At 47.3% G+C, this 24474-nt stretch carries 21 protein-coding genes, 11 tRNA genes, 1 rRNA gene, 1 riboswitch and 1 other annotated feature; of the genes, 4 read left to right on the forward strand and 29 right to left on the reverse strand.

Annotated features, from left to right (window positions below):
* The first annotated feature begins 77 nt into the window (after nucleotides 1-77).
* A complete protein-coding gene (locus CES79_RS07020; RefSeq protein ID WP_089136738.1) occupies nucleotides 78-902 on the forward strand; it encodes an NAD(P)H-hydrate dehydratase in 825 nt (274 codons plus the stop codon).
* A 124-nt stretch (nucleotides 903-1026) separates the two neighbouring features.
* Here CES79_RS07020 and CES79_RS07025 read toward each other — a convergent pair whose 3' ends face one another.
* The 13 genes from CES79_RS07025 to leuS all read right to left on the reverse strand — a co-directional run bounded on the left by CES79_RS07025 (nucleotide 1027) and on the right by leuS (nucleotide 16990).
* Nucleotides 1027-2691, reverse strand: a complete 1665-nt coding sequence (locus CES79_RS07025; protein WP_408005825.1) for a putative polysaccharide biosynthesis protein — start codon at nucleotides 2689-2691, stop codon at nucleotides 1027-1029.
* 311 nt (nucleotides 2692-3002) lie between these two features.
* Nucleotides 3003-4250 carry a phosphoribosylamine--glycine ligase gene (gene purD / locus CES79_RS07030; protein ID WP_089136739.1) on the reverse strand — a complete coding sequence of 416 codons (1248 nt, stop codon included), beginning with the start codon at nucleotides 4248-4250 and terminating at the stop codon, nucleotides 3003-3005.
* 22 nt (nucleotides 4251-4272) lie between these two features.
* Nucleotides 4273-5802, reverse strand: a complete 1530-nt coding sequence (gene purH / locus CES79_RS07035) for a bifunctional phosphoribosylaminoimidazolecarboxamide formyltransferase/IMP cyclohydrolase (RefSeq protein ID WP_089136740.1) — start codon at nucleotides 5800-5802, stop codon at nucleotides 4273-4275.
* 1 nt (nucleotide 5803) lies between these two features.
* The gene (purN, locus tag CES79_RS07040) at nucleotides 5804-6394 is read right to left on the reverse strand and encodes a phosphoribosylglycinamide formyltransferase (protein ID WP_225362344.1); all 591 of its coding nucleotides are present in this window, start codon (nucleotides 6392-6394) and stop codon (nucleotides 5804-5806) included.
* A complete protein-coding gene (purM, locus tag CES79_RS07045; RefSeq protein WP_054654382.1) occupies nucleotides 6366-7403 on the reverse strand; it encodes a phosphoribosylformylglycinamidine cyclo-ligase in 1038 nt (345 codons plus the stop codon). The genes purN and purM overlap by 29 nt, the downstream gene beginning before the upstream one ends.
* 1 nt (nucleotide 7404) lies before the next feature.
* A complete protein-coding gene (gene purF, locus CES79_RS07050) occupies nucleotides 7405-8856 on the reverse strand; it encodes an amidophosphoribosyltransferase (RefSeq protein WP_054654384.1) in 1452 nt (483 codons plus the stop codon).
* Nucleotides 8841-11060, reverse strand: coding sequence for a phosphoribosylformylglycinamidine synthase subunit PurL (purL, locus tag CES79_RS07055; protein WP_089136742.1), 2220 nt, complete (start codon nucleotides 11058-11060; stop codon nucleotides 8841-8843). Before purL ends, purF begins: the two co-directional genes overlap by 16 nt.
* Before the next feature lie 5 nt (nucleotides 11061-11065).
* On the reverse strand, nucleotides 11066-11740 hold the full coding sequence (gene purQ / locus CES79_RS07060) for a phosphoribosylformylglycinamidine synthase subunit PurQ (RefSeq protein WP_290123383.1): 675 nt from the start codon (nucleotides 11738-11740) through the stop codon (nucleotides 11066-11068).
* On the reverse strand, nucleotides 11737-11994 hold the full coding sequence (purS, locus tag CES79_RS07065) for a phosphoribosylformylglycinamidine synthase subunit PurS (protein WP_054654386.1): 258 nt from the start codon (nucleotides 11992-11994) through the stop codon (nucleotides 11737-11739). The genes purQ and purS overlap by 4 nt, the downstream gene beginning before the upstream one ends.
* A gap of 12 nt (nucleotides 11995-12006) precedes the next feature.
* On the reverse strand, nucleotides 12007-12717 hold the full coding sequence (gene purC / locus CES79_RS07070) for a phosphoribosylaminoimidazolesuccinocarboxamide synthase (RefSeq protein WP_408005826.1): 711 nt from the start codon (nucleotides 12715-12717) through the stop codon (nucleotides 12007-12009).
* Between the two features lie 20 nt (nucleotides 12718-12737).
* Nucleotides 12738-13859, reverse strand: coding sequence for a 5-(carboxyamino)imidazole ribonucleotide synthase (gene purK / locus CES79_RS07075; protein WP_054654390.1), 1122 nt, complete (start codon nucleotides 13857-13859; stop codon nucleotides 12738-12740).
* Nucleotides 13843-14328, reverse strand: coding sequence for a 5-(carboxyamino)imidazole ribonucleotide mutase (gene purE, locus CES79_RS07080; RefSeq protein WP_054654392.1), 486 nt, complete (start codon nucleotides 14326-14328; stop codon nucleotides 13843-13845). Before purE ends, purK begins: the two co-directional genes overlap by 17 nt.
* Before the next feature lie 238 nt (nucleotides 14329-14566).
* Nucleotides 14567-16990, reverse strand: a complete 2424-nt coding sequence (gene leuS, locus CES79_RS07085) for a leucine--tRNA ligase (protein ID WP_054654394.1) — start codon at nucleotides 16988-16990, stop codon at nucleotides 14567-14569.
* Nucleotides 16991-17061: 71 nt separating this feature from the next.
* Nucleotides 17062-17265 (reverse strand) — a binding site (T-box leader).
* A gap of 147 nt (nucleotides 17266-17412) precedes the next feature.
* On the opposite strand from leuS, the gene mnmM reads away from it, so the two are divergent.
* Nucleotides 17413-17979, forward strand: a complete 567-nt coding sequence (gene mnmM, locus CES79_RS07090) for a tRNA 5-(aminomethyl)-2-thiouridylate-methyltransferase MnmM (protein ID WP_054654396.1) — start codon at nucleotides 17413-17415, stop codon at nucleotides 17977-17979.
* Nucleotides 17980-18040: 61 nt separating this feature from the next.
* On the opposite strand, the gene CES79_RS07095 is transcribed toward mnmM, so the two are convergent.
* The 3 genes from CES79_RS07095 to metK form a co-directional block, all read right to left on the reverse strand.
* Entirely contained in the window at nucleotides 18041-18346 is a 306-nt protein-coding gene (locus CES79_RS07095) for a DUF960 domain-containing protein (RefSeq protein ID WP_054654398.1), read from the reverse strand.
* A 61-nt stretch (nucleotides 18347-18407) separates the two neighbouring features.
* Nucleotides 18408-19874, reverse strand: a complete 1467-nt coding sequence (locus CES79_RS07100; RefSeq protein WP_089136744.1) for an MDR family MFS transporter — start codon at nucleotides 19872-19874, stop codon at nucleotides 18408-18410.
* Nucleotides 19875-19993: 119 nt separating this feature from the next.
* Nucleotides 19994-21202 carry a methionine adenosyltransferase gene (gene metK, locus CES79_RS07105; RefSeq protein ID WP_089136745.1) on the reverse strand — a complete coding sequence of 403 codons (1209 nt, stop codon included), beginning with the start codon at nucleotides 21200-21202 and terminating at the stop codon, nucleotides 19994-19996.
* Nucleotides 21200-21296, reverse strand: a riboswitch (SMK box riboswitch). (Overlaps the previous gene by 3 nt.)
* 123 nt (nucleotides 21297-21419) lie before the next feature.
* On the opposite strand from metK, the gene CES79_RS07110 reads away from it, so the two are divergent.
* Together CES79_RS07110 and CES79_RS07115 are read left to right on the forward strand one after the other, a co-directional pair.
* Nucleotides 21420-22139, forward strand: coding sequence for a hypothetical protein (locus CES79_RS07110; RefSeq protein ID WP_089136746.1), 720 nt, complete (start codon nucleotides 21420-21422; stop codon nucleotides 22137-22139).
* A gap of 99 nt (nucleotides 22140-22238) precedes the next feature.
* Nucleotides 22239-22604 carry a hypothetical protein gene (locus tag CES79_RS07115; RefSeq protein ID WP_054654404.1) on the forward strand — a complete coding sequence of 122 codons (366 nt, stop codon included), beginning with the start codon at nucleotides 22239-22241 and terminating at the stop codon, nucleotides 22602-22604.
* A 51-nt stretch (nucleotides 22605-22655) separates the two neighbouring features.
* On the opposite strand, the gene CES79_RS07120 is transcribed toward CES79_RS07115, so the two are convergent.
* The 13 genes from CES79_RS07120 to rrf form a co-directional block, all read right to left on the reverse strand.
* The gene (locus CES79_RS07120) at nucleotides 22656-23066 is read right to left on the reverse strand and encodes a hypothetical protein (RefSeq protein ID WP_054654406.1); all 411 of its coding nucleotides are present in this window, start codon (nucleotides 23064-23066) and stop codon (nucleotides 22656-22658) included.
* Between the two features lie 160 nt (nucleotides 23067-23226).
* Nucleotides 23227-23311, reverse strand: a tRNA-Leu gene (locus CES79_RS07125).
* Between the two features lie 49 nt (nucleotides 23312-23360).
* Nucleotides 23361-23431: transfer RNA gene (locus CES79_RS07130), tRNA-Cys, on the reverse strand.
* Nucleotides 23432-23458: 27 nt separating this feature from the next.
* Nucleotides 23459-23530: transfer RNA gene (locus tag CES79_RS07135), tRNA-Gln, on the reverse strand.
* Between the two features lie 9 nt (nucleotides 23531-23539).
* Nucleotides 23540-23614: transfer RNA gene (locus CES79_RS07140), tRNA-His, on the reverse strand.
* Between the two features lie 13 nt (nucleotides 23615-23627).
* A tRNA-Trp gene (locus tag CES79_RS07145) sits at nucleotides 23628-23698 on the reverse strand.
* 1 nt (nucleotide 23699) lies between these two features.
* Nucleotides 23700-23785, reverse strand: a tRNA-Tyr gene (locus tag CES79_RS07150).
* 5 nt (nucleotides 23786-23790) lie between these two features.
* Nucleotides 23791-23863, reverse strand: a tRNA-Phe gene (locus tag CES79_RS07155).
* 37 nt (nucleotides 23864-23900) lie between these two features.
* Nucleotides 23901-23974, reverse strand: a tRNA-Asp gene (locus tag CES79_RS07160).
* An 8-nt stretch (nucleotides 23975-23982) separates the two neighbouring features.
* A tRNA-Val gene (locus tag CES79_RS07165) sits at nucleotides 23983-24055 on the reverse strand.
* A 44-nt stretch (nucleotides 24056-24099) separates the two neighbouring features.
* Nucleotides 24100-24171, reverse strand: a tRNA-Glu gene (locus CES79_RS07170).
* A 17-nt stretch (nucleotides 24172-24188) separates the two neighbouring features.
* Nucleotides 24189-24280 (reverse strand) — tRNA-Ser (locus CES79_RS07175).
* A 66-nt stretch (nucleotides 24281-24346) separates the two neighbouring features.
* A 5S ribosomal RNA gene (rrf, locus tag CES79_RS07180) occupies nucleotides 24347-24463 on the reverse strand.
* Nucleotides 24464-24474 lie beyond the last annotated feature (11 nt).

Here is a 24474-nt window from a genome sequence, read left to right on the forward strand (position 1 = left end):
ATCATTAAAATTCGTCACAGGTTTAAACCAGCATGCTATACTCGACTTAAGGATCAATAAATAGGAAGGCGATAATTGTGGAAACACTTACAGACAAAATTCTCTCCGAAACGATTCGGGTTCGGCCCAAAGAAAGTCATAAGGGCACTTATGGCCGGGTCTGTTTAGTTGGTGGCAACGACCACTTTGGCGGTGCGATCTTAATGGCTACTGAAGCCAGCGTATACAGCGGTGCCGGCTTGAATACCACGCTGACAGATTCAAGTAACTCTGTGAGCCTGCACGCTAGAATGCCTGAAGCCATGGTCGCAGATTATACGCACCATCAGGAACTCGTCGAACTCGTTGCCGCTGCCAACACCGTGGTCATTGGCCCCGGGCTGGGAACAACCGCGACGAGTATGACTGTGCTGCGGACGGTCTTCGACACTGTTAAACCGGATCAAACCCTGATCATTGACGGTTCAGCAATTACGTTGGTATCCGAACGCCACCTTAGCTTGCCTAAGGCCAACCTCGTCTTTACCCCTCACCAGATGGAGTGGCAGCGTTTATCCGGTATCAAGATTGCCGATCAGACCGATGACGCTAACGAGGCCGTTCGTCAGCAATTGGGGGGTATCGTTGTGCTCAAATCACATCAAACTAAGGTCTACACCCCCACTGGCAGTTTCTTAAACACGGCTGGCACGCCCGCTCAGGCTACCGGTGGCATGGGCGACACTTTGGCGGGAATGATTGGCGGCTTTACAGCGCAATTTGCGGATCAGACCAAGGCAGTTTTAGCTGCCGTTTATGCCCACAGCGCCATTGCGGACGAATTAGCCCAGACCCAGTACGTCGTTTTACCCACTCAGATCATCCATCAATTACCCCGTTTTATGCATGATCATCAGCACTAAATCAATAACGCGATCAACTTTTAGAGCGTAATCAAATAACGACTGATTTCCCAAGTTTAGGAAAATCAGTCGTTATTTGATTATTCGGCCGAGATCTAAATGATATCTCAGTCCCTTATTCATTTCACTTAATGTGCAGCATGGTTCTTAAGCGACTGGTTCGATCACCAAGGACGGTATCGGCCAAGCGAGTGTGCAGCACCAGATAAACGTAAAGGTAGCCAGCAATACTAACTGCGATGAGGACCACTATCAAACTGCCGATTCGGGAGTCAACCACCATAAAGGTGCCCAGAAGACGTGTTGTCAGTTGAACCAGCAAGTTAGCAACCACGCACATCAGCAACGAGAAGGCCAAAATACCATTGGTCTTCTTGGCAATTCCCGCAAAGTCCACGCCAAACGCCTGATTTAACCAGCGCAGGATCAGATAATTAGCGACCAGGAACCCAAACGTAGTCGCAACTAACGGGCCAAAGACACCCATGTAATGGATGCATGGCCACTGCAGCGCTAATTTTACAATTGTCCCTACCGCAAAGTAGCGAACCGCCCGCTTGTTTTGCGAAACCCCCTGCATAATGGCAGACGTTACACTAAACAGACCTAGCATGATTGAAACAAACGATGAGAAAGCCAGTACAGCAGTTGCCAGTTCCTTGTGTGAGGTCCCATAAAAAATAATGTTTAACGGGTGAGCGATTGCTGCCATACCCAAAGCACTGGGCAGCATCACAAACTCAAATAACAGCATCGCGTTGGTGAGCTGATGGCTGATATCCTTACGGTCGTTACGGGTAAAGGCTTCAGACAGTAGCGGTACCACGGTAATTGCCAAAGCGGAAGACAGTGACACGGTAATCATGATCAGCTTATTGGCGTTCACACTGAACATGGCGAATAAGTTATTCAGCATCACCGTTGAGGTCACCCCAGTACCGCGCATAAAGTTGAAGAACGTGTACTGATCGATCAACTGAAAAATGGTGATTCCAGCACCCAAAACAATAAACGGCAAGGCTTGCTGTAAAATTTCTTGGTAAAGCTGTTTAGCCGGCACCACAATTTCATTTTTACTATTGGCCACTAAATAGTTAAAGTTGGACCGATTCTTTAAATAGTACCACCCCAGCGTCAACGTCCCGGCAATGGCCCCAACACAGGCCGCAAAAGTTGACTGGGAAACCGCCGTGATCCAGTTACCATGCAAAACGCGCATAATAACAAAAGCTGATCCCAGCATATAGGCCACTCGCGCAAGCTGCTCCACAAATTGCGAAATCGCGGAAGGCGCCATTTGCTGATACCCTTGGAAAAAGCCCCGCGAAAGGCTCATCACCGGAATGATCAGCACCGCCCACGCCAGTGAATGCAAGACCGGTACCACCCGTGGATCGCCGCCATCAAACAGCGGTGCGCCAAAGTAGAGCAGACTAGCACAAATGAGACCCGTTATGGCTGCTAAAACAAACCCATGCTTGTACAGTCGAAAGCCCACGCCATACTCATTCATGGCATTATAGTGCGCCACCTGTTTGGCAATTGCTGAGGGAATTCCCGCAATCGCTGCAATCAGGAAAAAGCTATAGATGTTATAGCCCTTCCCATACAGCGCGTTTCCTTGGAAGAAGTAACTGCCAAACCAGATCCCCCAAGGAATGATGTAGATTGCGCCAAGTATCCGTGAAAAGATACTGCCGGCAGTCATCCAGGCAGACCCTTTCACCATTTGGTCCTGTGAATTTGGCACTGTATTACCACCGTCATTATGATTTGACATTTCAGTCATTTTTTAAAAACCTGCTTTCATTCGTCCATTTTTGCAAATTACATATTATTTTAATATTTTTTCGACCATTGAGCAACGTTTATATGTATAAGTCGTTCAATTACTTAACCATGAGCCTAAAGCATAACAGTTTTATGACCAGTCATATCAATATTTAAACATATTTAACAAATTATAAAGATTGTCAAAATTTAAAAGCACTATGACTTCCTCAGCAATGCTGCTGATGGGATCATAGTGCTTTTTTGTCTTCTCTATTTAATCAATTCTCTTAACGTTATGCCGTGTTTTCTCATTATTAACCGTATTAATCAGTCAATCGCGTGAAACCCAATGTCATGTCGAAACGTATAAGCCGTTTGATCGACGTTCGCGTCCAGCACGCCATTCACTGCTGTCCGAGCCGCTTTCAAGTCCTTGGCGTGGGCCGTTACCATGAGTACGCGACCGCCATGACTCACGATTTGACTGCCAGCTTGGCTGACACCCGCATAGCTGACCGTCACTTTAGCATCCGTAATGGTGGGCAACTGCCGACCGTTCACCACTGAACGGGGATAGTCACGGGAGGCAACGACCGTTCCAAGATAAAATTCGTCTTGCTGCCACTGAACCTGCGGCCGTTTCCCCTGCTTCAGTTGCAGAATCACGGCCCCTAAATCAGTTTGCAGCTGCGGCAAAACGACTTGGGTCTCCGGATCCCCCATACGGACATTAAATTCAATCACCTTAATCCCAGCTGGCGTTTTGATCAAGCCAGCGTACAAGAACCCGTTAAAGGGCGTCCCAGCATCGGCCATACCAGTCAAAATTGGTTTGATAATTTCATCAACAGCCGCCTGTTTCAACGAATTATTAATATGCGGGACTGGACTATAGGCACCCATACCACCAGTGTTAGGTCCCTGGTCGCCATCGGCTAAGCGCTTATGGTCTTGCGCAATTGGCATGGTGATAAACGTGGTGCCCTGCACCATGGCGAATAAGGAAAATTCCTCACCCTGCAAATAATCTTCAATCAGTAACTTGTCAGAACCAGCCGTCATCAATTTTTGAACGGCCTCAGCGCCTGCTTGAACCGTGTTGGCAATGATGACACCCTTCCCCGCAGCCAGACCATTAGCCTTGATCACGAGGGGGGGCTGCTGTGTTTGAACGTAAGCTAAAGCAGCCGCCTGATCTGTAAACTCACGGTAATTTGCCGTTGGCACGTGGTGTTGCTGCATCATCTGTTTGGCAAAGACTTTGGATGATTCCAACTGTGCTGCCTGCTGATTAGGCCCAAATATTGGCAGGTCCCGTGCTTCAAAATAATCCACAATACCGGCTGATAAGGGCTGCTCCGGTCCAACAACCGTACATTGAACATGGTGGCCACTAGCAAAGTAAGCCAGCTTTGAAAAGGCCATCTCATCGATTGCAACCGTTTTAACTCGCGGTATTTGATTCATCATCACGTTACCAGGTGCGACGTATATCTGCCGGTCGGGTGCTTTGGCTAACGTTTGTGCTAAAGCATATTCGCGGCCGCCACCGCCGATTACTAACCAGTTTTCCATGTTCACATCTCCCAGTCTGAAATCAGTGCTTAAAGTGCCGAACACCAGTGAAGACTAATGCTACGCCATACTCGTCAGCTTTATCGATGGAATCCTGATCCCGAATGCTGCCACCCGGTTCAACGATTGCTTTAATGTTGTGCTTAGCGGCGTATTCAACGCAGTCATCCATTGGGAAGAAGGCGTCAGAAGCAATAATGGCGTTACCATAATTGGCCTTATCTTCAGCCTTGTCGACCGCAATCTTCAGCGAATCAATCCGGTTCATCTGCCCGGCGCCAACACCTAACGTTTGGTTAGCCGTTGTGACTACAATGGCGTTACTCTTCACGTGCTTGACGACCATTTGACCAAACTGAAGTGCTCTTAACTGCGCTTCAGTTGGCTGCGCCTTAGAAACGACTTTGAAGTCACTGATCGTTTCATGGGTGGTATCAGCGTCTTGATACAAGGCGCCACCCAGTACCGTCACGAGGTCTTTATGGTCGGGATTCATTTTACCGAAGTCCAACGTCATGATCCGCAGGTTTTTCTTTTTGGCTAAAATGGCGTATGCATCGTCGTCAAACGCTGGGGCAATGATAATTTCCAGGAATAACGCGTGCATCTTTTTAGCAGTGGCGAGATCCACCTTGCGATTCAAAGCGATGATGCCCCCAAAAATCGAAATTGGGTCAGATTCATAGGCTAAGTTCCAAGCCGTGAGTAACTTGTCGCTCACACCGATGCCACAAGGATTCATGTGCTTCAAAGCAACGACGGCCGGCTTGTCAAAATCAGCAATCATCCGCAAAGCAGCGTCCGCATCCCGTAAATTATTGTAGGATAACGCTTTGCCATGGAGCTGTTTAGCGTGGGCTAAAGAATAATCTTCCGGAATCGGATCCTTATAGTAAGCGGCGGTTTGATGACTGTTTTCCCCGTAGCGCATATCCTCAACTTTTTCGTAGGTCAGGGTCAGTTTTTCAGGGTAAGCTTCCGTTGTCATGTATTTGGCGATCAAGGCATCATAGGCTGCGGTCTGACGAAAGACCTTCGCCGCTAAGTGCCGACGATAAGCACGATCCACCTGATCAGCGTCGTAGCGTTTAAGGAATTCCGCGTAATCAGCCTGTTCACAGATCACGGTCACATCCTGAAAGTTCTTGGCGGCAGCGCGCAGCATTGAAGGTCCGCCAATATCGATCTGCTCAATGGCCTCCGCGTCCGTGACTCCGTCTTTTTGAATCGTAGCTTTAAAGGGGTACAGGTTGACGCAGATCAGGTCAATTGGTCGAATGCCATTTTCCTTTAACTTAGCCATGTGTTCCGGATTATCACGTTTCGCCAAAATACCGGCATGGATCCGGGGATGCAACGTTTTAACGCGGCCATCCAGCATTTCAGGAAAACCCGTCACGTCCTCGACTGAAGTGGCTTTGACGCCACCGTCGACCAACGTTTTTAGGGTGCCACCCGTGGAGATAATGTCATAACCGCGTTTAGTCAGTTCCGACCCGAACGCCACGATACCGGTCTTATCCGACACACTTAATAATGCTAATTTAGCCAAATTAAAGCACTCCTTTTTTAATTAATTGAGAAACTGTTTGGGGATATAACTGATGCTCAACTGCATGAATCTTGGCCTCTAAACTTGCTAAACTATCCTGTTCACTGCGATAAACCGCTGCTTGCGCAATGATCTCACCGGTATCGACCCCGCCATCCACATAGTGAATCGTGACCCCGGTGACTTTAACACCAGCCTGATACGCATCTTCAATACCGTGCCGCCCCGGAAATGACGGCAGCAAAGCTGGATGAATATTAATAATGTGTCGTGGGAAAACTTTGAGCAGCGTTTCCCCAACGATGCGCATGTAGCCGGCTAACACTAAAATAGTCACGTGAAACGGTGCTAGGTCTTGAAGTAACCGCTGCTCGCGCTGTGCTTTACTGACCCCTTTTTTAGCCACTGACAAGATCACGGGAACCTGATGCCGTTTAGCGCGCTGAATCACTGGTGCATCCGCGTGATCACAAACCAAAACGCAGATCGGTGCTGGTAAATCCGCGTTGACTAACGCTTCAAAATTAGTGCCATTACCGGATGCAAAAATCGCAATTCGTGGATCAGGCTTGATACTGGACTGATTGTTCACGTCGCTTCACCACCTTACCAATGATTTGGTATGCCGTATTCTGCTGCTTCAAACCGGTTTTCACCCGATCAAGATGACTTGGTGAGACCACCAGCACCATGCCGATACCCAGGTTAAATACTTGGCGCATTTCGTCAGTTGATACCTGCCCGGCTTCCTGCAACACTTTAAAGATCGCAGGAACTTGCCAGCTGGCCGGATCAATCAATGCCGTTAGCTTCGAGGGAATCATGCGGCTAAGGTTATCAGCCAAACCGCCCCCAGTAATATGCGCAATGGCGTGCAGCTGACCGGCTTTAACCAGCGGATAGACCGCCTGATAGTAAAGTTTGGTTGGCGTCAGCAGTTCATCGATCAGGGGCTGCTGTAACCCGGGATAAACTCGCTGCAGGTCTAGATCAGCATCCTGAATAATTTTGCGGACCAGCGAATAGCCGTTAGAGTGAACTCCACTGGATTCTAGGCCAATCAGCAGGTCGCCTTCAGCAACGTTCATGGCGCCCAATAGATGGGACTTATCGGCTAAACCAACCGCAAAACCACTGAGATCGTAATCCTTTGAACGATAGATACCGGGCATTTCGGCCATCTCGCCGCCAATCAACGATAAACCGGCTTGCTGACACCCGTTGGCAATTCCTTTGACGATCGTCATGACCTTTTGCGGTTCCAATTCACCTAGACCAATATAGTCTAGAAAGAACAGCGGTTTGGCACCCTGAGCGAGGACGTCATTGGCACACATCGCCACTAGATCAATGCCGATCGTCGCATGCTGATTAGCTTCAATTGCCAGTAATAGCTTGGTGCCAACACCGTCCGTGCCAGAAATCAATACCGGCTGACTAACGCCAGCAAGCACCGAAGTCAATTCATATTCGGCACCAAAACCACCTAAACCGCCCAACACGTTGCTATCATGAGTCTGCGCGACAATCTTTTTGATGTCTTGAACTGCTTCTTCACCTGCATGAATGTTTACGCCAGCTTGTTCGTATTGGCTTGTCAACTTAATTCGCTCCTTCATATAAGCCTAAACGGGCAACGTCTGCATCAAAGCCAGCCTGATAATCGTAAAGCGGGGTTGGGTATTGACCGTCAAAATAAGCGGTACATAAACCATGATTAGGCTGATCATTTAACGCGCCAATTGACTCAACTAAACCGTTAACGCTCAGGTAAGCCAATGAATCCGCCCCAATCAGCTGACAAATTTCTGGTACCGAATGGTTGGCACCAATCAATTCCTTAGTCGTTTGGATGTCGATCCCATAATAACAGGGAAACTTAAGGACTGGCGAAGCAATCCTCACGTGAACGGATTTAGCGCCCGCTCGTTTTAAGAGTCTCACGATGTAGCTGCTGGTGGTCCCACGCACGATTGAATCGTCAACCAGCACAATGTCCTTACCTGCAACCACTGATTTAACCACTGACAGCTTCATACTGACACCGCGCACCCGTTTAGCCTGGGTGGGTTCAATAAACGTACGGGCAACGTACTGGTTCTTGATCATCCCCATGTCGTAGTGAATCCCACTGGCTTGCGCGTATCCAATAGCGGCGGATAAGGACGAATTAGGCACCCCGATAACCACGTCGGCTTTCACCGGCGCTTCTTTAGCAATCGCTGCACCCATCCGCTTCCGCGCTTCATGCACGCTGATCCCACGAATAACAGAATCCGGCCGAGCAAAGTAAATATATTCCATTGAACAAATTGATAGGTGCGTATCGGTCGTAAAATGATCGATTTGCATTCCTTTATCGGTCACAATAATAATTTCACCGGGTTCAACGTCGCGGACAAAGGTGGCGCCGACCTGATCCAGCGCACAGGTTTCACTGCAAACGATCATTGCACCATTCGCTAGTTTCCCCACCACTAATGGGCGAAACCCATTTGGATCTAACGCTGCCACCATCATCTGAGGTGTCATCAGTAAGTAAGCAAAACCGCCGCGTAACTGATTTAAGGACGCCTTTAATTGATCAATGAAGTTGGTTTGCGAACTAGTTTGAATCAGTTCACCTAATAATTCACTGTCAGAAGTCGCCTGAAACTGCACGCCCTTCTTCGTCAAGTCACGACGCAACTGAGTGGCATTCGTCAAATTACCGTTATGGGCAAGTGCAAATTGACCTTCACCAGGATGATCAAAAAACATGGGCTGAATGTTTTTAATCCCATGATTTCCCGCGGTCGCGTACCGCACATGCCCAATGGCTGCTGTTCCTGGCAAAGTAGCTATTTTTTGCGGATCAGCAAAGACCTCAGCTAACAACCCTAAGCCCCGTTGCCGGTGAAATTGGCCGTTCTCGTTGCTCACGATACCAGCGCCTTCCTGGCCACGGTGCTGAAGGCTGTGCAAGCCGTCATAGGTTAACTGAGCAGCGTTATCAGCTCCCCAGATACCAAACAGGCCGCACTCCTCATTCAGTCCCTTTATTTCATTAGGCATCCTAGCGCACCTCCGAAAGTGGCTTTAAGTTCTGAACTGCGAGCTGTTAATTGACCATCGGCGGTCACCAGTTGAACGGCATCTTGATCCGTGGTCCGGCCAAGCAATACCGCTTGTTTGCCAGCTAAGGCTTCAAATTCAGTCTGGTCTTTGGGTTGAACACTAACGATGAACCGTGACTGGGTCTCACTGAATAGCTGACTATTGGTGAGTTCCGTTTGTCCCGTAAAGCCCAACTGATACTCAAATAACGCTTCGGCAAGGGCCACGCCTAGGCCACCCTCACTTAAATCGTGAGCACTTTGGAGCAGGTCTTGACGAATCGCCTGCTGAACTAGTCGCTGGTTAGCCGCTTCGGCATCGAGATTAAAGTTCAATTGACCAATTGGTGTCATCTGGCCCCGTAATTTTTGCAATTCTGAACCGGCAAAATCATTACCGGTGTCGCCCACAAGATAAACCGCTTCACCAGCTGTTTTAAAGGATTGCGTTGTAATCTGGGCCACGTCCTCGATCAGACCTACCATCCCGATCATCGGCGTCGGATAAATGGAACGGCCATCCGTTTCGTTGTACATCGAAACGTTCCCGGAAATCACCGGTGTATCGAACCGTTCACACGCCTGAGCGATTCCTTGAACTGATTGATCCAGTTCCCAGTAGCTCTCCGGATCACTGGGGCTGCCAAAGTTGAGACAGTCGGTAATACCAATTGGAATGCCACCACTAGCCACAATGTTGCGGGCCGCTTCACTGACCGCAATTTGACCGCCAACGTATGGATCAAGGTAAATGTAACGGGCATTGCAGTCAGTCGTCATCGCCAACGCTTTCTTGGTGTGGCGAACTCTGACCACCGCAGCGTCACTTCCCGGTGTCACAGCAGTGTTGGCTTGGACCTGAGAATCATACTGCTTGAACACCGCCTGCTTGGAAGCAATCGTCGGCTGAGCCAATAGATTCTTTAACGTTTCTGCGGGCTGTTGGACAACTGGCGTCTGGGCTGGCTGAACATTTTCCAGCCGCGCCGGCTTCTTTTTGGGCTGTTCGCGCTCGACAACATCGTCAACAAGACTCGTGACCGGCACATCCGTGACGAGTTTGCCATGTTGATAGAGTCGATACTGCCGGTCAGCCGTGACGTGGCCAACAACGACGGCATCCAGGTCGTAACGGGCAAAGATGTCTAAAACGGTCTGTTCTTCACCCTTCTTCACACATAACAGCATCCGTTCTTGAGATTCCGAGAGCATGATTTCATACGCACTCATCCCAGGTTCGCGCTGCGGCACTAAGTCCAGGTTCATCGTAACGCCGCTTTTAGCTTTTGAAGCCATTTCGGCTGACGAAGAGACCAGTCCGGCCGCGCCCATGTCTTGAATCCCCATCAAGATTTCAGAGTGATCATGGATAATTTCAAGGCAGGCATCCGTTAACAATTTTTCCATAAACGGATCACCGACTTGAACGGCAGAGCGGTCAGTCGCTTTTTCGTCGCTAAATTCATTGGAAGCAAACGTCGCCCCGTGAATCCCATCACGACCGGTTTTCGCGCCAACATAAATGATGCTGTTACCCGTACCGGTCGCCCGGCCACGCTTTAGATCTGCCTGATCCATCAGTCCGACACACATCACGTTAACTAGTGGATTGCCATCATAAACGGCATCAAAGCCGATTTCACCACCCACCGTGGGAATCCCAATGCAATTACCATAAGCGGCAATGCCGGCGACACATTCGGTCAATAGGTACCGGTTCTTCGGCTTATCCAGTTCCCCAAAACGCAGACTGTCTAACGACGCAATCGGTTTGGCCCCCATTGAAAAGATGTCTCGGATAATCCCGCCGACACCGGTGGCTGCCCCTTCAAACGGTTCCACAAAACTGGGATGATTATGACTCTCCGCTTTAAAGACTACGGCTTGGTCATCACCGATATCAAGCACCCCAGCGCCTTCACCAGGGCCCTGAATCACCCGTGAACCGTCATTCCAAAACTTACGTAAGATCGGTTTCGAATCCTTGTACGAACAATGTTCACTCCACATCACAGCGAACAGACCCGTTTCGGTATAGTTTGGCAAACGGCCGATCAACTTTTGCGAGATATACTCATATTCACGTTGCGATAGGCCCCAAGCTTCATACGGCTTTTGATCACGAATTTCTGCTGGCGTTGGTTCCGTTTTTAGTTCCTGCATTCCGTTTACACCGTCCTTAAGTGAGCTTGTAACAGTGATTTAAATACTAATAACCCGTCCGTGCCACCCTGAATAGCTTCAACCGCCCGTTCTGGGTGAGGCATCATCCCTAAAACGTTGCCGGCTTCATTGGTGATCCCAGCAATGTCTGACACACTGCCATTGGGATTATGCTGATACGTAAACGCAATTTGATGCCGGTCACGCAGTTTAGCTAACGTAGCAGCGTCACAGTAGTAGTTACCTTCGCCATGAGCAATCGGTAAGGTGATCTGTTGCTGATCCTGGAAAGCAGCGGTAAACATTGTTTGGTTATTGGCCACTAATAACGGTTCTGGTTCACAAATAAACTGCATTTGCCGATTATGCTGTAAGGTACCGGGCAAGAGACCAGCTTCGGTCAGAATCTGAAACCCATTGCAGATTCCCAGTACCGGCTTTCCAGCTTGGGCAAAGGCTTTAACTGCACTCATGACTGGCGCAAACTTGGCAATCGCGCCACCCCGTAAATAGTCACCGTAAGAAAAACCGCCTGGAATCAAGATCACGTCAAATTCCGTCAGGTCCGTTGCGGTATGCGGCACAATCGTTGCATCCTCATGCAGATCATCCGTAATGGCATAGTAGAGATCTTCATCACAGTTAGAACCCGGAAAACTGACCACCGCAAATTTCATCATTGGTTAGCCAGCTCCTTTACTTCATAGCGATAAGTCTCCATATTCGGATTAGCTAACAACTGATCACAAATGGCTTCGATCTGTGTTTCAGCTGCGTCTGAAGTGGGTGCATCCACGGTGATTTCAAAATATTTTCCCTGCCGTACCGCCGTTACCTGATCAAAGTCTAACCGGTGCATGGCGTTTTTAATGGCAACTGCTTGCGGATCTAGAATCGAAGGTTTATAGGTCACGTGTACTTGAGCTAGGAACATGTTTGAGGCCTCCTATTTAACTGTTGCTTCCAGCCGTGAAAGAACGGTCCGGTACCCATCCATAACGTTACCAGTATGTTTTCGAAAGACATCTTTATCTAATGATGCGTGCGTCTGGGCATCAACTAACCGGCAAGAGTCTGGTGAGATCTCATCGCCTAAAATCAAGTTGCCATCCGGGTCAAACCCAAATTCAACCTTGAAATCAACGAGGGTGATGCCGGCTTTCGCAAATAATTGACTCAGTAACTGGTTGATCTTAAAGACCTGATCACGCATGGTACTTAACTGTTCCGGTGTGGCGATCTGTAAAGCGTGAATCTGTGAGTCATTGATGAAGGGATCATCTAAGCGGTCACTCTTGTAGTAAAATTCCTGAACCGGTTCATCAAATTTCAGTAAATAGTCCGTATCGAATTTACGTTGAAAACTGCCGGAAGCGTAATTTCTGACAACGACTTCCAGGCGAACCATCTTCATTTTTTTAACGAGCTGATCACTGGGTGACAACTGCTTGATAAAGTGTGTCGCAATCCCCTGCTGATTCAGGTAGTTAAAGATCAAACTGTCAATTTGGTTATTAACGACCCCTTTATCAGCCACGGGTTCTTTTCGTTTACCATTTAAGGCAGTCGCCTGATTCAAATAGTGCACTTGAATGATATTAGGATCATCCGTTGTAAATAACTGCTTTGCTTTACCTTCATTAATCAATGTTGCCAATCTTTTCAGATCCTTTCTGATTATCTAAACTGACTCACAGATGCTAACAATGATTCAATTGACGGGCCGGTCACGGTGATATGACCCATTTTCCGGTGGTCACGAACTTCTGCCTTGCCGTAATCGTGCAGGTGCCATTCGGGATGTTTCGGCCAATCCGCTCGCGCAACCAGCAAATTCTGACCTAACAGATTCACCATAACGGCGGGTTCAAATTGGCGAATCGGCGGAATTGCAAGTCCGCAGATACTTCTAATGTGCGCGTCAAACTGCGAAACGTTGCAGGCTTCAATGGAATAATGACCGGAGTTATGCGGTCGCGGTGCTAATTCGTTGATCATCAATTCCCCGGATGGCAGTTCAAATAATTCAATGCCAAGCACCCCACGCAGATGCAGCGCTTCAGCGGTCTCAACCGCAATTTGCTGGGCCTTTTTTTTAACCTGATCAGTAATTTGCGCTGGAATGATACTGGTGTGTAAGATATGGTGCTGATGGCGATTTTCGCTGACTGGAAAAGTAATGACCTGGTCTTTTCCGTCCCGGGTGACCATCACCGATAATTCACGAACAAAGTTTTGCTTGAGTTCGTAGATCCAGTCAGTCTGACCAATTTCACTTTTAATTTGGTCCCAGTCGGTCTGGTCGTTAATATCAAACTGGCCGTGCCCATCATAGCCACCTTCGACCGTCTTAAGAATCCCCGGCTGACCGATCTTTTGAATCGCCGTCTGCAGATCTCCCATTGACTCCACCGCTGCAAAGGGCGTCACGGGCAGACCGTGCTGCCGGCAAAAGGTCTTTTCTCGTACGCGGTGACTCGTAATGGTTAATAACTCAATTCCTTGAGGTACACGAGTCAGATCTTCAACTTGCTTTAACGCTTTTTGATCAACGTTTTCAAATTCATAGGTTAAGACATCGCTGCGTTTTGCAAGTTGCCGTAAGGCCGTCAGATCATCATACGCAGCCACAATTTGAAAATCGGCAACTTGGCCTGCCGGTGCCTTATCCGTTGGATCCAAGACACCAACTTTATACCCCATGGCTTTGGCGGATAACGCCATCATTTGACCAAGCTGGCCGCCACCGATAATGCCAATCGTTGCTGGCGGTAAAACCGGACTACCGTAACTGTTCATTACTCTCGGTAGCCTCCTTAGTCTGACGGGCGCGAAACGCCTGTAATTGGGCATCAACCTCGGTGTCTTGCAGGGCCAAAATCTCGGCTGCCAATAACGCGGCGTTCTTAGCACCAGCGCTGCCAATGGCAACCGTGGCAACTGGTACCCCGGATGGCATCTGAACGATCGACAGCAGTGAATCCATGCCGTTCAACGCCTTAGATTGAATCGGAACCCCAATCACTGGCAAGGTGGTATTGGCTGCTAACATCCCCGGCAAATGGGCGGCACCACCGGCTGCAGCGATAATCACCTGGTAATGTTCGTCTTTAGCTGTTTGGCCAAAGTGCTGCAGTTCCTGTGGCATACGGTGTGCAGAAATGACGTGACTGTCGTAACTAACGTGTAATTCACTGAGCAGATCGGCCGTATTCTTAACTTGTGGCCAATCGGAAATTGATCCCATTACAAGTGCAACTTGCATCATCAAAATCTCCTTTGCCTTTGATACCCATAGCGTAACAACAGAAAACATGACTGTCAATACAAAAATCGAACTATATGATAACTTGTATAGCTAATGTTCGTGTTTAAATCGTTTAACCCTCTCAATTTAGCCAACTGTTTGGAAAAATTCTAGCCAGACAAAAAGGGACCCTCATGACCAAGCAATAACTTGGCCATGAGGGTCCCTCAATGATTCTAATTAAACTATTTTTAATCCATTATTTAGCAACAACGATGTTCACGATCTTCTTTGGTACCACGATGACTTTCTTAATGTCGTGGCCATCCGTAAATGATTTAACGGAATCGTCTGCTAAAGCAGCCGTCTTAACCGTATCATTGTCTGCATCCGTGGCAACGGTAATGTGCCCCCGAACTTTGCCATTGACCTGAACTGCTAATTCAATTTGGTCAACGATCAGCTTAGATTCGTCATAGGTTGGCCATTGGGCGTAGGCAATCGACTTGTCATGACCCATAATTGACCACAGTTCTTCAGTAATATGCGGCGCAATTGGTGCCAGCATCTTAACTAGCCCTTCCATGTAAACTAATGGCAGACTGTCAGCCTTGAAGGCTTCGTTAACGAAGACCATCATTTGTGAAATGGCCACGTTAAAGCGCAGTTCTTTCATGTCTTCAGACACCGTCTTGACCGTTTGGTTATAGATCAAGTCCAGCGTGCCGTCGTTGATCGTGGTGACGCGGTCGCGCAGATGGTTATTGTCATCAATAATCAACCGCCATACCCGGTCAAGCCAACGATAGGCACCGCCAATCCCTTCAGAACTCCAAGGTTTGGAGCCTTCCAAAGGACCCATGAACATTTCGTAGACCCGCAGCGTATCAGCACCGTACTTCTCCACGATCTTATCAGGGTTAATCACGTTCCCCTTCGACTTAGACATCTTTTCGTGGTTAGTCCCAAGGATCATGCCTTGGTTAACCAACTTCTGGAAGGGTTCCTTGGTTGGCACAACCCCGATATCGTACAGGAACTTGTGCCAGAACCGGGCGTACAGCAAATGCAAAACAGCATGTTCCGCCCCACCGATATACAGGTCAACGGGTAGCCAGTACTTCAATTTTTCAGGATCAGCGATCATCTTGTCATTATGCGGATCGATGTAACGCAGGAAGTACCATGAACTCCCAGCCCATTGCGGCATGGTGTTGGTTTCACGTTTCCCCTTGCGGCCATTCTTATCCACCACGTTGACCCAGTCGTCGACGTTCGCCAGTGGACTTTCACCCGTACCAGAAGGTTCGAGTTGGTGAGTAGCTGGCAGACGCAATGGTAATTCATCTTCGGGAACTAAAGTGGTTTCGCCGTCTTCCCAGTGAATGACGGGAATTGGTTCGCCCCAGTAGCGTTGACGCGAGAAGATCCAGTCACGCAGCCGGTAGTTCACTTTCTTCTTACCAGCTTTGTGTTCTTCCAGCCAGTCAATGGCCGCTTTAATAGCGGTCTTCTTGTCCATGCCATTTAAGAAACCAGAATTGATATGCTGGCCGTCACCGGTATAAGCAGCTTCATCAATGTTGCCACCTTCGATAACTGGCTTGATCGGCAAGTTAAATTTGTGGGCAAACTCGTAGTCCCGGTCATCATGTGCAGGCACGGCCATAATGGCACCAGTCCCGTATGACGCCAAAACGTAGTCACCGATCCAGATCGGCAATTTTTCACCGTTGATCGGGTTGATGCCATAAGCACCGGTGAAGACACCGGTCTTATTCTTGTTTAAGTCAGTCCGTTCCAAATCAGAACGAGATTCGATTTCTTTCTTATAAGCAGCAACTGCTTCGGCTTGTTCTGGCGTCGTAATCTGGTCAACCAGGTTATGCTCTGGTGCTAAGACCATGTATGATGCACCAAATAACGTATCCGGACGCGTGGTGTAAACTTCAACCTGCTTGTCTTCGTCACCAGCAATCTTAAAGAACACGCTGGCACCTTCTGAACGGCCGATCCAGTTACGTTGCTGTTCCTTGATACTTTCAGGCCAATCCAGGTCATCCAGATCCTTCAGCAACCGATCAGCATACTTGGTGATCCGCAAGACCCACTGCGTCATTGGTACCCGGTAAACGGGGTAGCCGCCACGTTCAGTTTTACCGTCAACAACTTCTTCGTTGGCAACCACAGTACCACCCATGAAATCAGGTGCCCAGTTGACTTCGATCTTATCTTCATAAGCGAGGCCCTTTTTGTATAACTGTTCAAAGATCCATTGCGTCCACTTGTAGTAAGCTGGATCAGTGGTATTCACTTCACGGTCCCAGTCATATGAAAAACCTAAAGATTTAATTTGGCGTCTAAAGACTTTAATATTTTGCGCAGTGAAGTCTTTGGGGTTGTGACCGGTCTTCAGCGCATACTGCTCTGCTGGTAGACCAAAGGCATCAAAGCCCATTGGATGCAAAACATTGAAGCCCTGCATCCGCTTCATCCGGGCAATAATATCAGTTGCGGTATAACCTTCTGGGTGCCCTACGTGAAGCCCCTGACCTGATGGATATGGAAACATATCTAGCGCATAGAACTTCGGCTTAGATTCATCATCATAAGTTTTAAAAGTTTTATGTTCTTTCCAATAATGCTGCCATTTTCGTTCAATAATACTGTGATTGTAAGCCAAACAAACACGCTCCCTTTCTCATGTCGGACAAAATGAAAACTAAAAAAAAGCCTACAAGAAACTAACGTTTCTTGTAGGACGGAATTTCCGCGGTACCACCTAACATTCCCGCATACGCGGGCGCTCATTATTTCGTAACGCGAAAATCACGTCTCAACTTACTCTAATTCAGTTGAAAAACTCAGAGACGAGTTCAGTGCACAGCCGACGGATTCACAACCACCATCCGCTTTCTGAACGGCGAAGCACACCTACTAGTCCTCATCAGTCTTTAATTTTTGTTCAGTGGCTTAATGGTACCAAATTTAAGATGGAGACGCAAGGGCATTCGCCAAGAACACTGACTTTATCGCCATTAATCAAAGACCACTTAAATTTAAGGGTATACTATAAGCAACCTGTCTTTGAAAGGATCCTCTAAAATGAACCTTGAACCAGCCGTTAAATACAGCCACACCCTGCTAAGCCCCATTATTGTTCAGGGTGATACCGTAGTGGATGCGACCGTCGGCAACGGCAACGATACCCTTTTTCTAGCCAGCCGTGTCGGTTCGGCCGGCCACGTTCTGGGCTTTGACGTTCAGCAGCCCGCTTTAGATCGAACCGCCACGCAGCTGACCCTAACCGGCATGACCCGGCAAGTACAGTTGATCCACGACGGTCATGAACATCTTGATCAGTATCTAGAACCGCAGCAGCAGATCACGGCCGCCATTTTTAATTTAGGCTACCTGCCTGGCAGTAATAAACGGATTATTACCCATGGTGAAACGACCGTTAGTGCCTTAAGGATATGTCTAACCCACTTGCGCCGCGGTGGCATCATCGCGCTCGTCGTTTACTACGGTCATCCGGGAGGTGAGCAGGAAAAAGAAACCGTCTTACAGGCCGTCAAACAACTTGATCAGCAACAGTATTCGGTTTTGCAGTACGGCTTTATCAACCAGATCCATCAGCCGCCATTTTTGCTGGCCGTTCAAAAACGGTAACTCAAAAGGCGCTTTGATCGAACTTCTCGACTAATCGAGAAGCCAATCAAAGCGCTTTTGATTACATTTCTTCTTTTGGTAACAGCACAATTTGGCTGCTGCCATCATCATAGACCCAGAGTGTTTTAGGAAAGTCTTCAGCATACGGAAACGGTGTGTCAAAGCTTGCCACAACGTGATCCTGCTGCAAAAAATCAAAGGTTAGATGATGATTGTGATTCGTTAGATTAAAACTGATGATTTCATTCAATTGAAACATGCCTTGTAAATTATGATCAATAATATACCAAATTTGATCAATAATTTCGCCAGGTAAGGAATTTACGATTCCGTAACTAGCGTATCTCGGACGATCATTTTCAAACACGTATATCGTCTCACTTTCTGTTATTATCTAACTTTTAGTATACTTCAATTGGCTAAAAATATCAGGTTTCAGGATTTTGATTACGGTCCATCTGGTTGATGAGATAGCTTAAAATAATCAGTCCCAGCGCCACGATAAAGATCCAGTGTAACCCGCCATACAAAATCTGCCGTAACGGTTTCAGTAACGACTTGCCTAAGGACTTAGCCGTCTGCGGATTGATCAGCCGGTTCATCATCGCCAGATCAGTCCCCTTATGACTGGCAACCCCATTGGCCATTTGAACGTTTAAAATAATCCCAAACACTGAGATCATTAATGTTTGGCCCAGTGTCCGCGCTAATGTATTCAGTGATGTTGCCACCCCAACGTCTTCTTTAGGCACCTGGTTTTGCACCGTTACCGTAGTGGTTGTGATGGTGATTCCAAAACCAGTCCCGCAGATGGCTGCAATCACAAAGAAGCACCAAAACGGCGTACTCTGAGGTGCCAGCGCCATGGCGATCCCGCCCACTAAAATAAAGGTCAGGCTGAAATTAATGATCTGCTTTGGAGATCGATTTAATAACAGCTTTCCAGCGATAAAGGAACCCACGATCCACATCAAAGAACTGGGCGTGATGGCAAAACCCGCCAGTGATGCTGGTAGACCCAGCAATCCCTGTGTCCAGGTCGGCAGATAAACTTCGAACCCCATCAGAAATCCACTGATTAAAGCTGCTACTAAATTTTGGGTCACAAACGTTCGAATTTTAAATAACTTTAGTGGAATAATCGGGTTGGCCACCCGGCCTTCTTGACGGATAAATACCCAAAAGCTCAGGCCTGAAATGCCGAGACTAATGATTAAACTCAGCCAATTGATATGGGCGTCACCCAGGACCTGAAAGCCAAACATTAACGCTAACAGGGCCACGGATAACCAGATACTGCCCAAAACATCCAGAGTCTGAGTACTCTTACGCGGCGTTTCCTTTAAAAAGATCCAAATACCAGCCATGGCTAATAAGCCCACCGGAATGTTAATAAAAAAGATCCAGTGCCAAGACATCTGATCGACGATAAAACCACCTAAAAGTGGTGCCACAATCGACGCGATTCCCCAAGCAGAACCGTTGAAGCCCATCACCTTAGCCCGCTTTTCAAACGGATAGATATCGGCAATGATCGTAAACGAAATCGGCATGATCGAACCGGCACCGATTCCCTGAACAGCTCGCCAGATGATCAACTCCGTCATGCTGTTGGACATGCCAGACAAAGTCGAGCCGACAATAAAGGTCCCCAGACCAAACAGAAATAGTCGCTTACGACCAAACATATCTGACAATTTGCCATAAATTGGTGTTGCCATGGCATTAGTCAGTAAGAAGATGGAGAAGACCCAGTTCATCAGCGCGACCCCGCTTAGATCACCAACGATGGTTGGCATGGCGGTGGAGACAATCGTCCCCTCAATCGCACTCATAAACGTTGCAATGAAGATGGCGCCCGTCACTAACGGGACATTGGTTTTTCTTGAACTCATCATTTTTCCTCGCTTCGCGTTGGCCCGCACCCCCAACGCAGTTTGAGAGTCAGCTACTCCCGCCACAAAAATAACGACCAGCCCGAAAGTTAGTCGTTATCCATTAAATTCAACTGAATTTATTTTTCTGCTGATTCAATCTTTTTAAGCACTGTTTTCAGTTCATCGATCTTATCAGTGTGTTCCCAAGGCAAATCAATATCCGTCCGGCCGAAGTGACCATAAGCAGCTGTCTGCTTATAGATAGGCCGCTTCAAATCGAGCATTTTAATGATCCCAGCTGGCCGTAAGTCAAAAATTTGACGAATGGCTTTGGTCAAGTCAATTTCAGAAACCTTACTGCTACCAAAGGTGTTAACGGAAACTGAAACGGGATGAGCCACACCGATTGCGTAGGCTAATTGAACTTCTACTTGGTGAGCTAAGCCGGCTGCCACAATGTTTTTGGCAATGTATCTCGCCGCATAACTCGCAGAACGGTCAACCTTAGTCGCGTCTTTGCCAGAGAAGGCACCGCCACCATGATGGGCATAACCGCCATAAGTATCAACGATCACCTTACGTCCGGTTAACCCAGCGTCCCCTTGAGGACCGCCAATCACGAAACGACCGGTTGGGTTGATCAGATAACGGGTCTTATCATCGAGTAAATCAGCTGGAATAACTGGTTTGATGACTTTTTCGATGACATCATGACGAATCTGATCCAGTGAAGCTGAGGCAGCGTGCTGCGTACTCAAGACAACCGTATCAACCCGGAAAGGCTTACCGTCATCATCATACTCAACGGTTACTTCAGACTTCGCATCTGGGCCCAGATAGTCCAAGATCTTTTCTTTCCGGACTTTAGCGATTCGCTGCATCAAATGATGAGCAAGCGAAATAGCTAAAGGCATCAGTTCAGGCGTTTCATCAATGGCATAGCCAAACATTAACCCCTGATCACCGGCACCGATCTGATCGAGTGGATCAGTTTCACCGTCACGCTTTTCCAGCGCGTCATTTACACCTTGCGCAATATCTGGTGACTGTTCATCAATGGCAACCAGAACCGCACAGTTATCGCCGTCAAAGCCATACTTGCCATCGGTATAACCAATTTCCTTGATGGTTTCACGGACAATGTGCTGGATATCAACGTAAGCGCTGGTTGAAACTTCACCAAATACTAAAACTAATCCAGTTGTGACTGATGTTTCACAGGCCACGTGAGCATCTGGATCTTGTGCCAGCATCGCATCCAAGATAGCATCGCTAATTTGGTCCGCAATCTTGTCTGGATGGCCTTCAGAAACGGATTCTGAAGTAAATAAATGTCTTTCTTGCATTGTAAAAATTCCCCCAATATCTTTTTTCGGTTACAAGGCATCTTCACTAAGTCAAGCTAGTGAATCCTATCGGGAATGAAGACTCATAACTTTACTAGTTTAACACATTTTTTTCAGCTTAGAAAGGGACGCTGTAACCGCTTGAAAACTTTTGAGAGTTGACCCAAGCCTTGAAAATGGTAAGCTATTCTATATCACTTAAAAGGAATTACTGACTATGTTAGAAAATATTGAAGCGTTCATTGTCCATCATCGCCGATTACTTCAAGGCTTATTCTTCGGTGTCGTTGAGATGAGCGGTTTACTGCTTTACGCAAACGCGAATTCATTTGAATCGTATACCAAACCGCAGCAGCTTCCCTTATCACTATTAGCACTGACAACCGTCCTAATTTTCTTGTGCCTGTACGTCATTAGGACCACATCAATGCAGAGCAGAACTGCCCCGATCAGTTTATTGCTGACGATTGCTTTCATGGCCGTGAGTGTTCCTAAGCTGCCCGTCTTAGTTAACGTCATTAATGGGCTATCGATCATCGTTTTACTACTGATCCGTTATTTACCAAAATGGTTTGAAAATGAACTCGGAATGGCGCTATTAGCGCTTATGCTGGCGAGTTTAGCAGCCGGTAATTTTTTATTGACTCATGACTATTTATCAACCAGCTACCTCACAACGATGATCTTACCGTTATTGCTGTTTAACTATTTTTTCCTGCCGCAAAAAAGCTTTGAAATGATCCTACTCCCTATTGGCCTAATCTTTTTAACACTGGTCTGGCTATTCTTCTTACACCAGAGTGTGATCATGATCCTCTTTTCACTTGCCGTGCAGGTCATTTGGTTCTTTATTCAAGCGTCAAGACGGCCATCACCATCACGCGGCTTACTCGTTGCAGCCGTCTTACAAGCACTGATTTTTATCTGTATGCGTTAATTAAAACTTTCTAAAGCTTCCAATTAATCTTTATGCTAATCTGCAATTTGTCATATTATGAATTGTAGTGTAATCATCATTATATTTGGAGGCTTTTGAGTGACTCAAATAAAAATCGTAGGTGATATTTGGACCGGCAAATATCAGCCTGCACTAACGGGTAACCGAATTGTTGATACTGCCCTGCTGACACAATTTTGCATGAAGTTAACTGCCTTTCTTTCACAACAAAATATCAAGCTATCAGTTAAGGTAGAACGTGAATTCTCGTTGTCGAAAATTAAGAATAACGACACGCTGTTCTTAATTGATGCTAATATTGCAGATGCGTTTCCCCAAAATGACTTACAATCGGTGAACTATTTACCGATTAAACATCAGGATCTTTTACACGGCGATCCCAGTAACAGTTTTCCCTCAATTTTGGAGTGGCTGCGGGTGGACTTAAATCTGCAACAATCATAAAAGGTTAGGTCAAAACATATTCTGTTTTGTACCTAACCTTTTTAGTATCTTTTAAACAAATAATCCGGGGAAAATAACCCCGTTAACATAGGGTTTGGCAATCTGTTTCAGTTCCGGCTCAATGTGACTAATAAAATAGTCCTTATCAACTTTCTGATTGCCCATCCAGCCAACAAAGTATTTGGGCTTATAGCGTTGATCTGAAATTACGAAAGCTTGATACGCCTTTAGCTGGGTCCCCCGATATAAAACCTCTATGGCAGCCCTGCCCCTACGTATCCGTAGTTGTTCGGCCTGTTTCAACTGTTCATTGCGAACATTAATTTCCCGATCATGGGCTTCGTCTTTCAAATGCAGGATGATATCAATCTGACAACTTTCCTTTAAAAATTGCCGGCTATTACGCAATAAATTCAGATATGAGCTAATCAGTTCTTTCAGCGTTATTTCACCGAAGAGCATGGTAGTTACCTCCTAATGGTGTCTATCAGATCTAATCCCATCTCCCGTTTTTATCTGGGCCACAATTTGATTGCACGCAGAGTATACCATGATATATTGGTATAGACAACTAAAAAGCACAAAAAAAAGAACCAAGCACTAACTGCTTGGTTCTAAGTGATACCGGAGGTGGGGTTCGAACCCACACGTCCTCAACGGACACTGGATTTTGAGTCCAGCGCGTCTGCCAGTTCCGCCACTCCGGCATATTCATAATGATGTTAAGTTAAGTAGTCAATCCCACTGGACCGGGAAAGGCGGTAATCGGATTCGAACCGACGATAGAGGTTTTGCAGACCTTTGCCTTACCACTTGGCTATACCGCCATAATCATGATCAATGGGCTCCCCAAACTGGGTTAGCTGGATTCGAACCAGCGCATGACGAAGTCAAAGTCCGTTGCCTTACCACTTGGCTATAACCCAATCATCAAGGGCGGTATGTGGGACTCGAACCCACGCATGCCGGAACCACAATCCGGTGTGTTAACCAAACTTCACCAATACCGCCATTATACCAAAACAGGGATAGCAGGAATCGAACCCGCACTAGCGGTTTTGGAGACCGATGTACTACCGTTATACGATATCCCTATGGTGGATGGGAGTGGATTCGAACCACCGAACCCGAAGGAGCGGATTTACAGTCCGCCGCGTTTAGCCAGACTTCGCTACCCATCCATATATGGCGCGGGACGGAATCGAACCGCCGACACACGGAGCTTCAATCCGTTGCTCTACCAACTGAGCTACCGAGCCATGTATACTATCTAAATTTGTTAATCAATATTAACAACGGTTCGTACGAGACTCGAACTCGTGATCTCCTGCGTGACAGGCAGGCGTCCTAACCAGCTAGACCAACGAACCATCTTTTATGGAGGATACAGGGCTCGAACCTGTGACCCTCTGCTTGTAAGGCAGACGCTCTCCCAACTGAGCTAATCCTCCAAAAACGGTATTGCTATTATTCTGATAATCAATGATTTGATTAATGACCCGTACGGGATTCGAACCCATGTTACTGCCGTGAAAGGGCGGTGTCTTAACCACTTGACCAACGGGTCATACAAAAAGTTGTTGACGGAGAGTGAGGGATTCGAACCCTCGAAACAAGCTTTTACTCGTTTACACCATTTCCAGTGGTGCTCCTTCGGCCAACTCGGACAACTCTCCAAATTATTCCCCCGACAAACTTATAATTCAAGAGTTATCCCAACAACAAAGTTTGCCGGATATATCGCGTGGCAACGTCCTACCCTCGCAGGGGGCGATCCCCCAACTACTCTTGGCGTGCTGAAGCTTAACTACTGTGTTCGGCATGGGAACAGGTGTATCCTTCAGGCTATCGCCACCACACTATTGAGAAC

Origin of the sequence: Secundilactobacillus silagei JCM 19001 (genome assembly GCF_002217945.1) — a bacterium.
Lineage (GTDB): Bacteria > Bacillota > Bacilli > Lactobacillales > Lactobacillaceae > Secundilactobacillus > Secundilactobacillus silagei.

What these genes read in the sequence shown, in the direction of transcription:
- purL (WP_089136742.1), bottom strand. Translation starts at nt 11,060, where the DNA reads ATGCAGGAACTAAAAACGGAACCAACGCCAGCAGAAATTCGTGATCAA.
- CES79_RS07120 (WP_054654406.1), bottom strand. Translation starts at nt 23,066, where the DNA reads ATGCTCTTCGGTGAAATAACGCTGAAAGAACTGATTAGCTCATATCTG.
- purQ (WP_290123383.1), bottom strand. Translation starts at nt 11,740, where the DNA reads ATGATGAAATTTGCGGTGGTCAGTTTTCCGGGTTCTAACTGTGATGAA.
- CES79_RS07025 (WP_408005825.1), bottom strand. Translation starts at nt 2,691, where the DNA reads ATGACTGAAATGTCAAATCATAATGACGGTGGTAATACAGTGCCAAAT.
- purD (WP_089136739.1), bottom strand. Translation starts at nt 4,250, where the DNA reads ATGGAAAACTGGTTAGTAATCGGCGGTGGCGGCCGCGAATATGCTTTA.
- purF (WP_054654384.1), bottom strand. Translation starts at nt 8,856, where the DNA reads ATGCCTAATGAAATAAAGGGACTGAATGAGGAGTGCGGCCTGTTTGGT.
- CES79_RS07100 (WP_089136744.1), bottom strand. Translation starts at nt 19,874, where the DNA reads ATGAGTTCAAGAAAAACCAATGTCCCGTTAGTGACGGGCGCCATCTTC.
- purS (WP_054654386.1), bottom strand. Translation starts at nt 11,994, where the DNA reads ATGTTCCTAGCTCAAGTACACGTGACCTATAAACCTTCGATTCTAGAT.
- CES79_RS07110 (WP_089136746.1), top strand. Translation starts at nt 21,420, where the DNA reads ATGTTAGAAAATATTGAAGCGTTCATTGTCCATCATCGCCGATTACTT.
- mnmM (WP_054654396.1), top strand. Translation starts at nt 17,413, where the DNA reads ATGAACCTTGAACCAGCCGTTAAATACAGCCACACCCTGCTAAGCCCC.
- purK (WP_054654390.1), bottom strand. Translation starts at nt 13,859, where the DNA reads ATGAACAGTTACGGTAGTCCGGTTTTACCGCCAGCAACGATTGGCATT.
- purE (WP_054654392.1), bottom strand. Translation starts at nt 14,328, where the DNA reads ATGATGCAAGTTGCACTTGTAATGGGATCAATTTCCGATTGGCCACAA.
- metK (WP_089136745.1), bottom strand. Translation starts at nt 21,202, where the DNA reads ATGCAAGAAAGACATTTATTTACTTCAGAATCCGTTTCTGAAGGCCAT.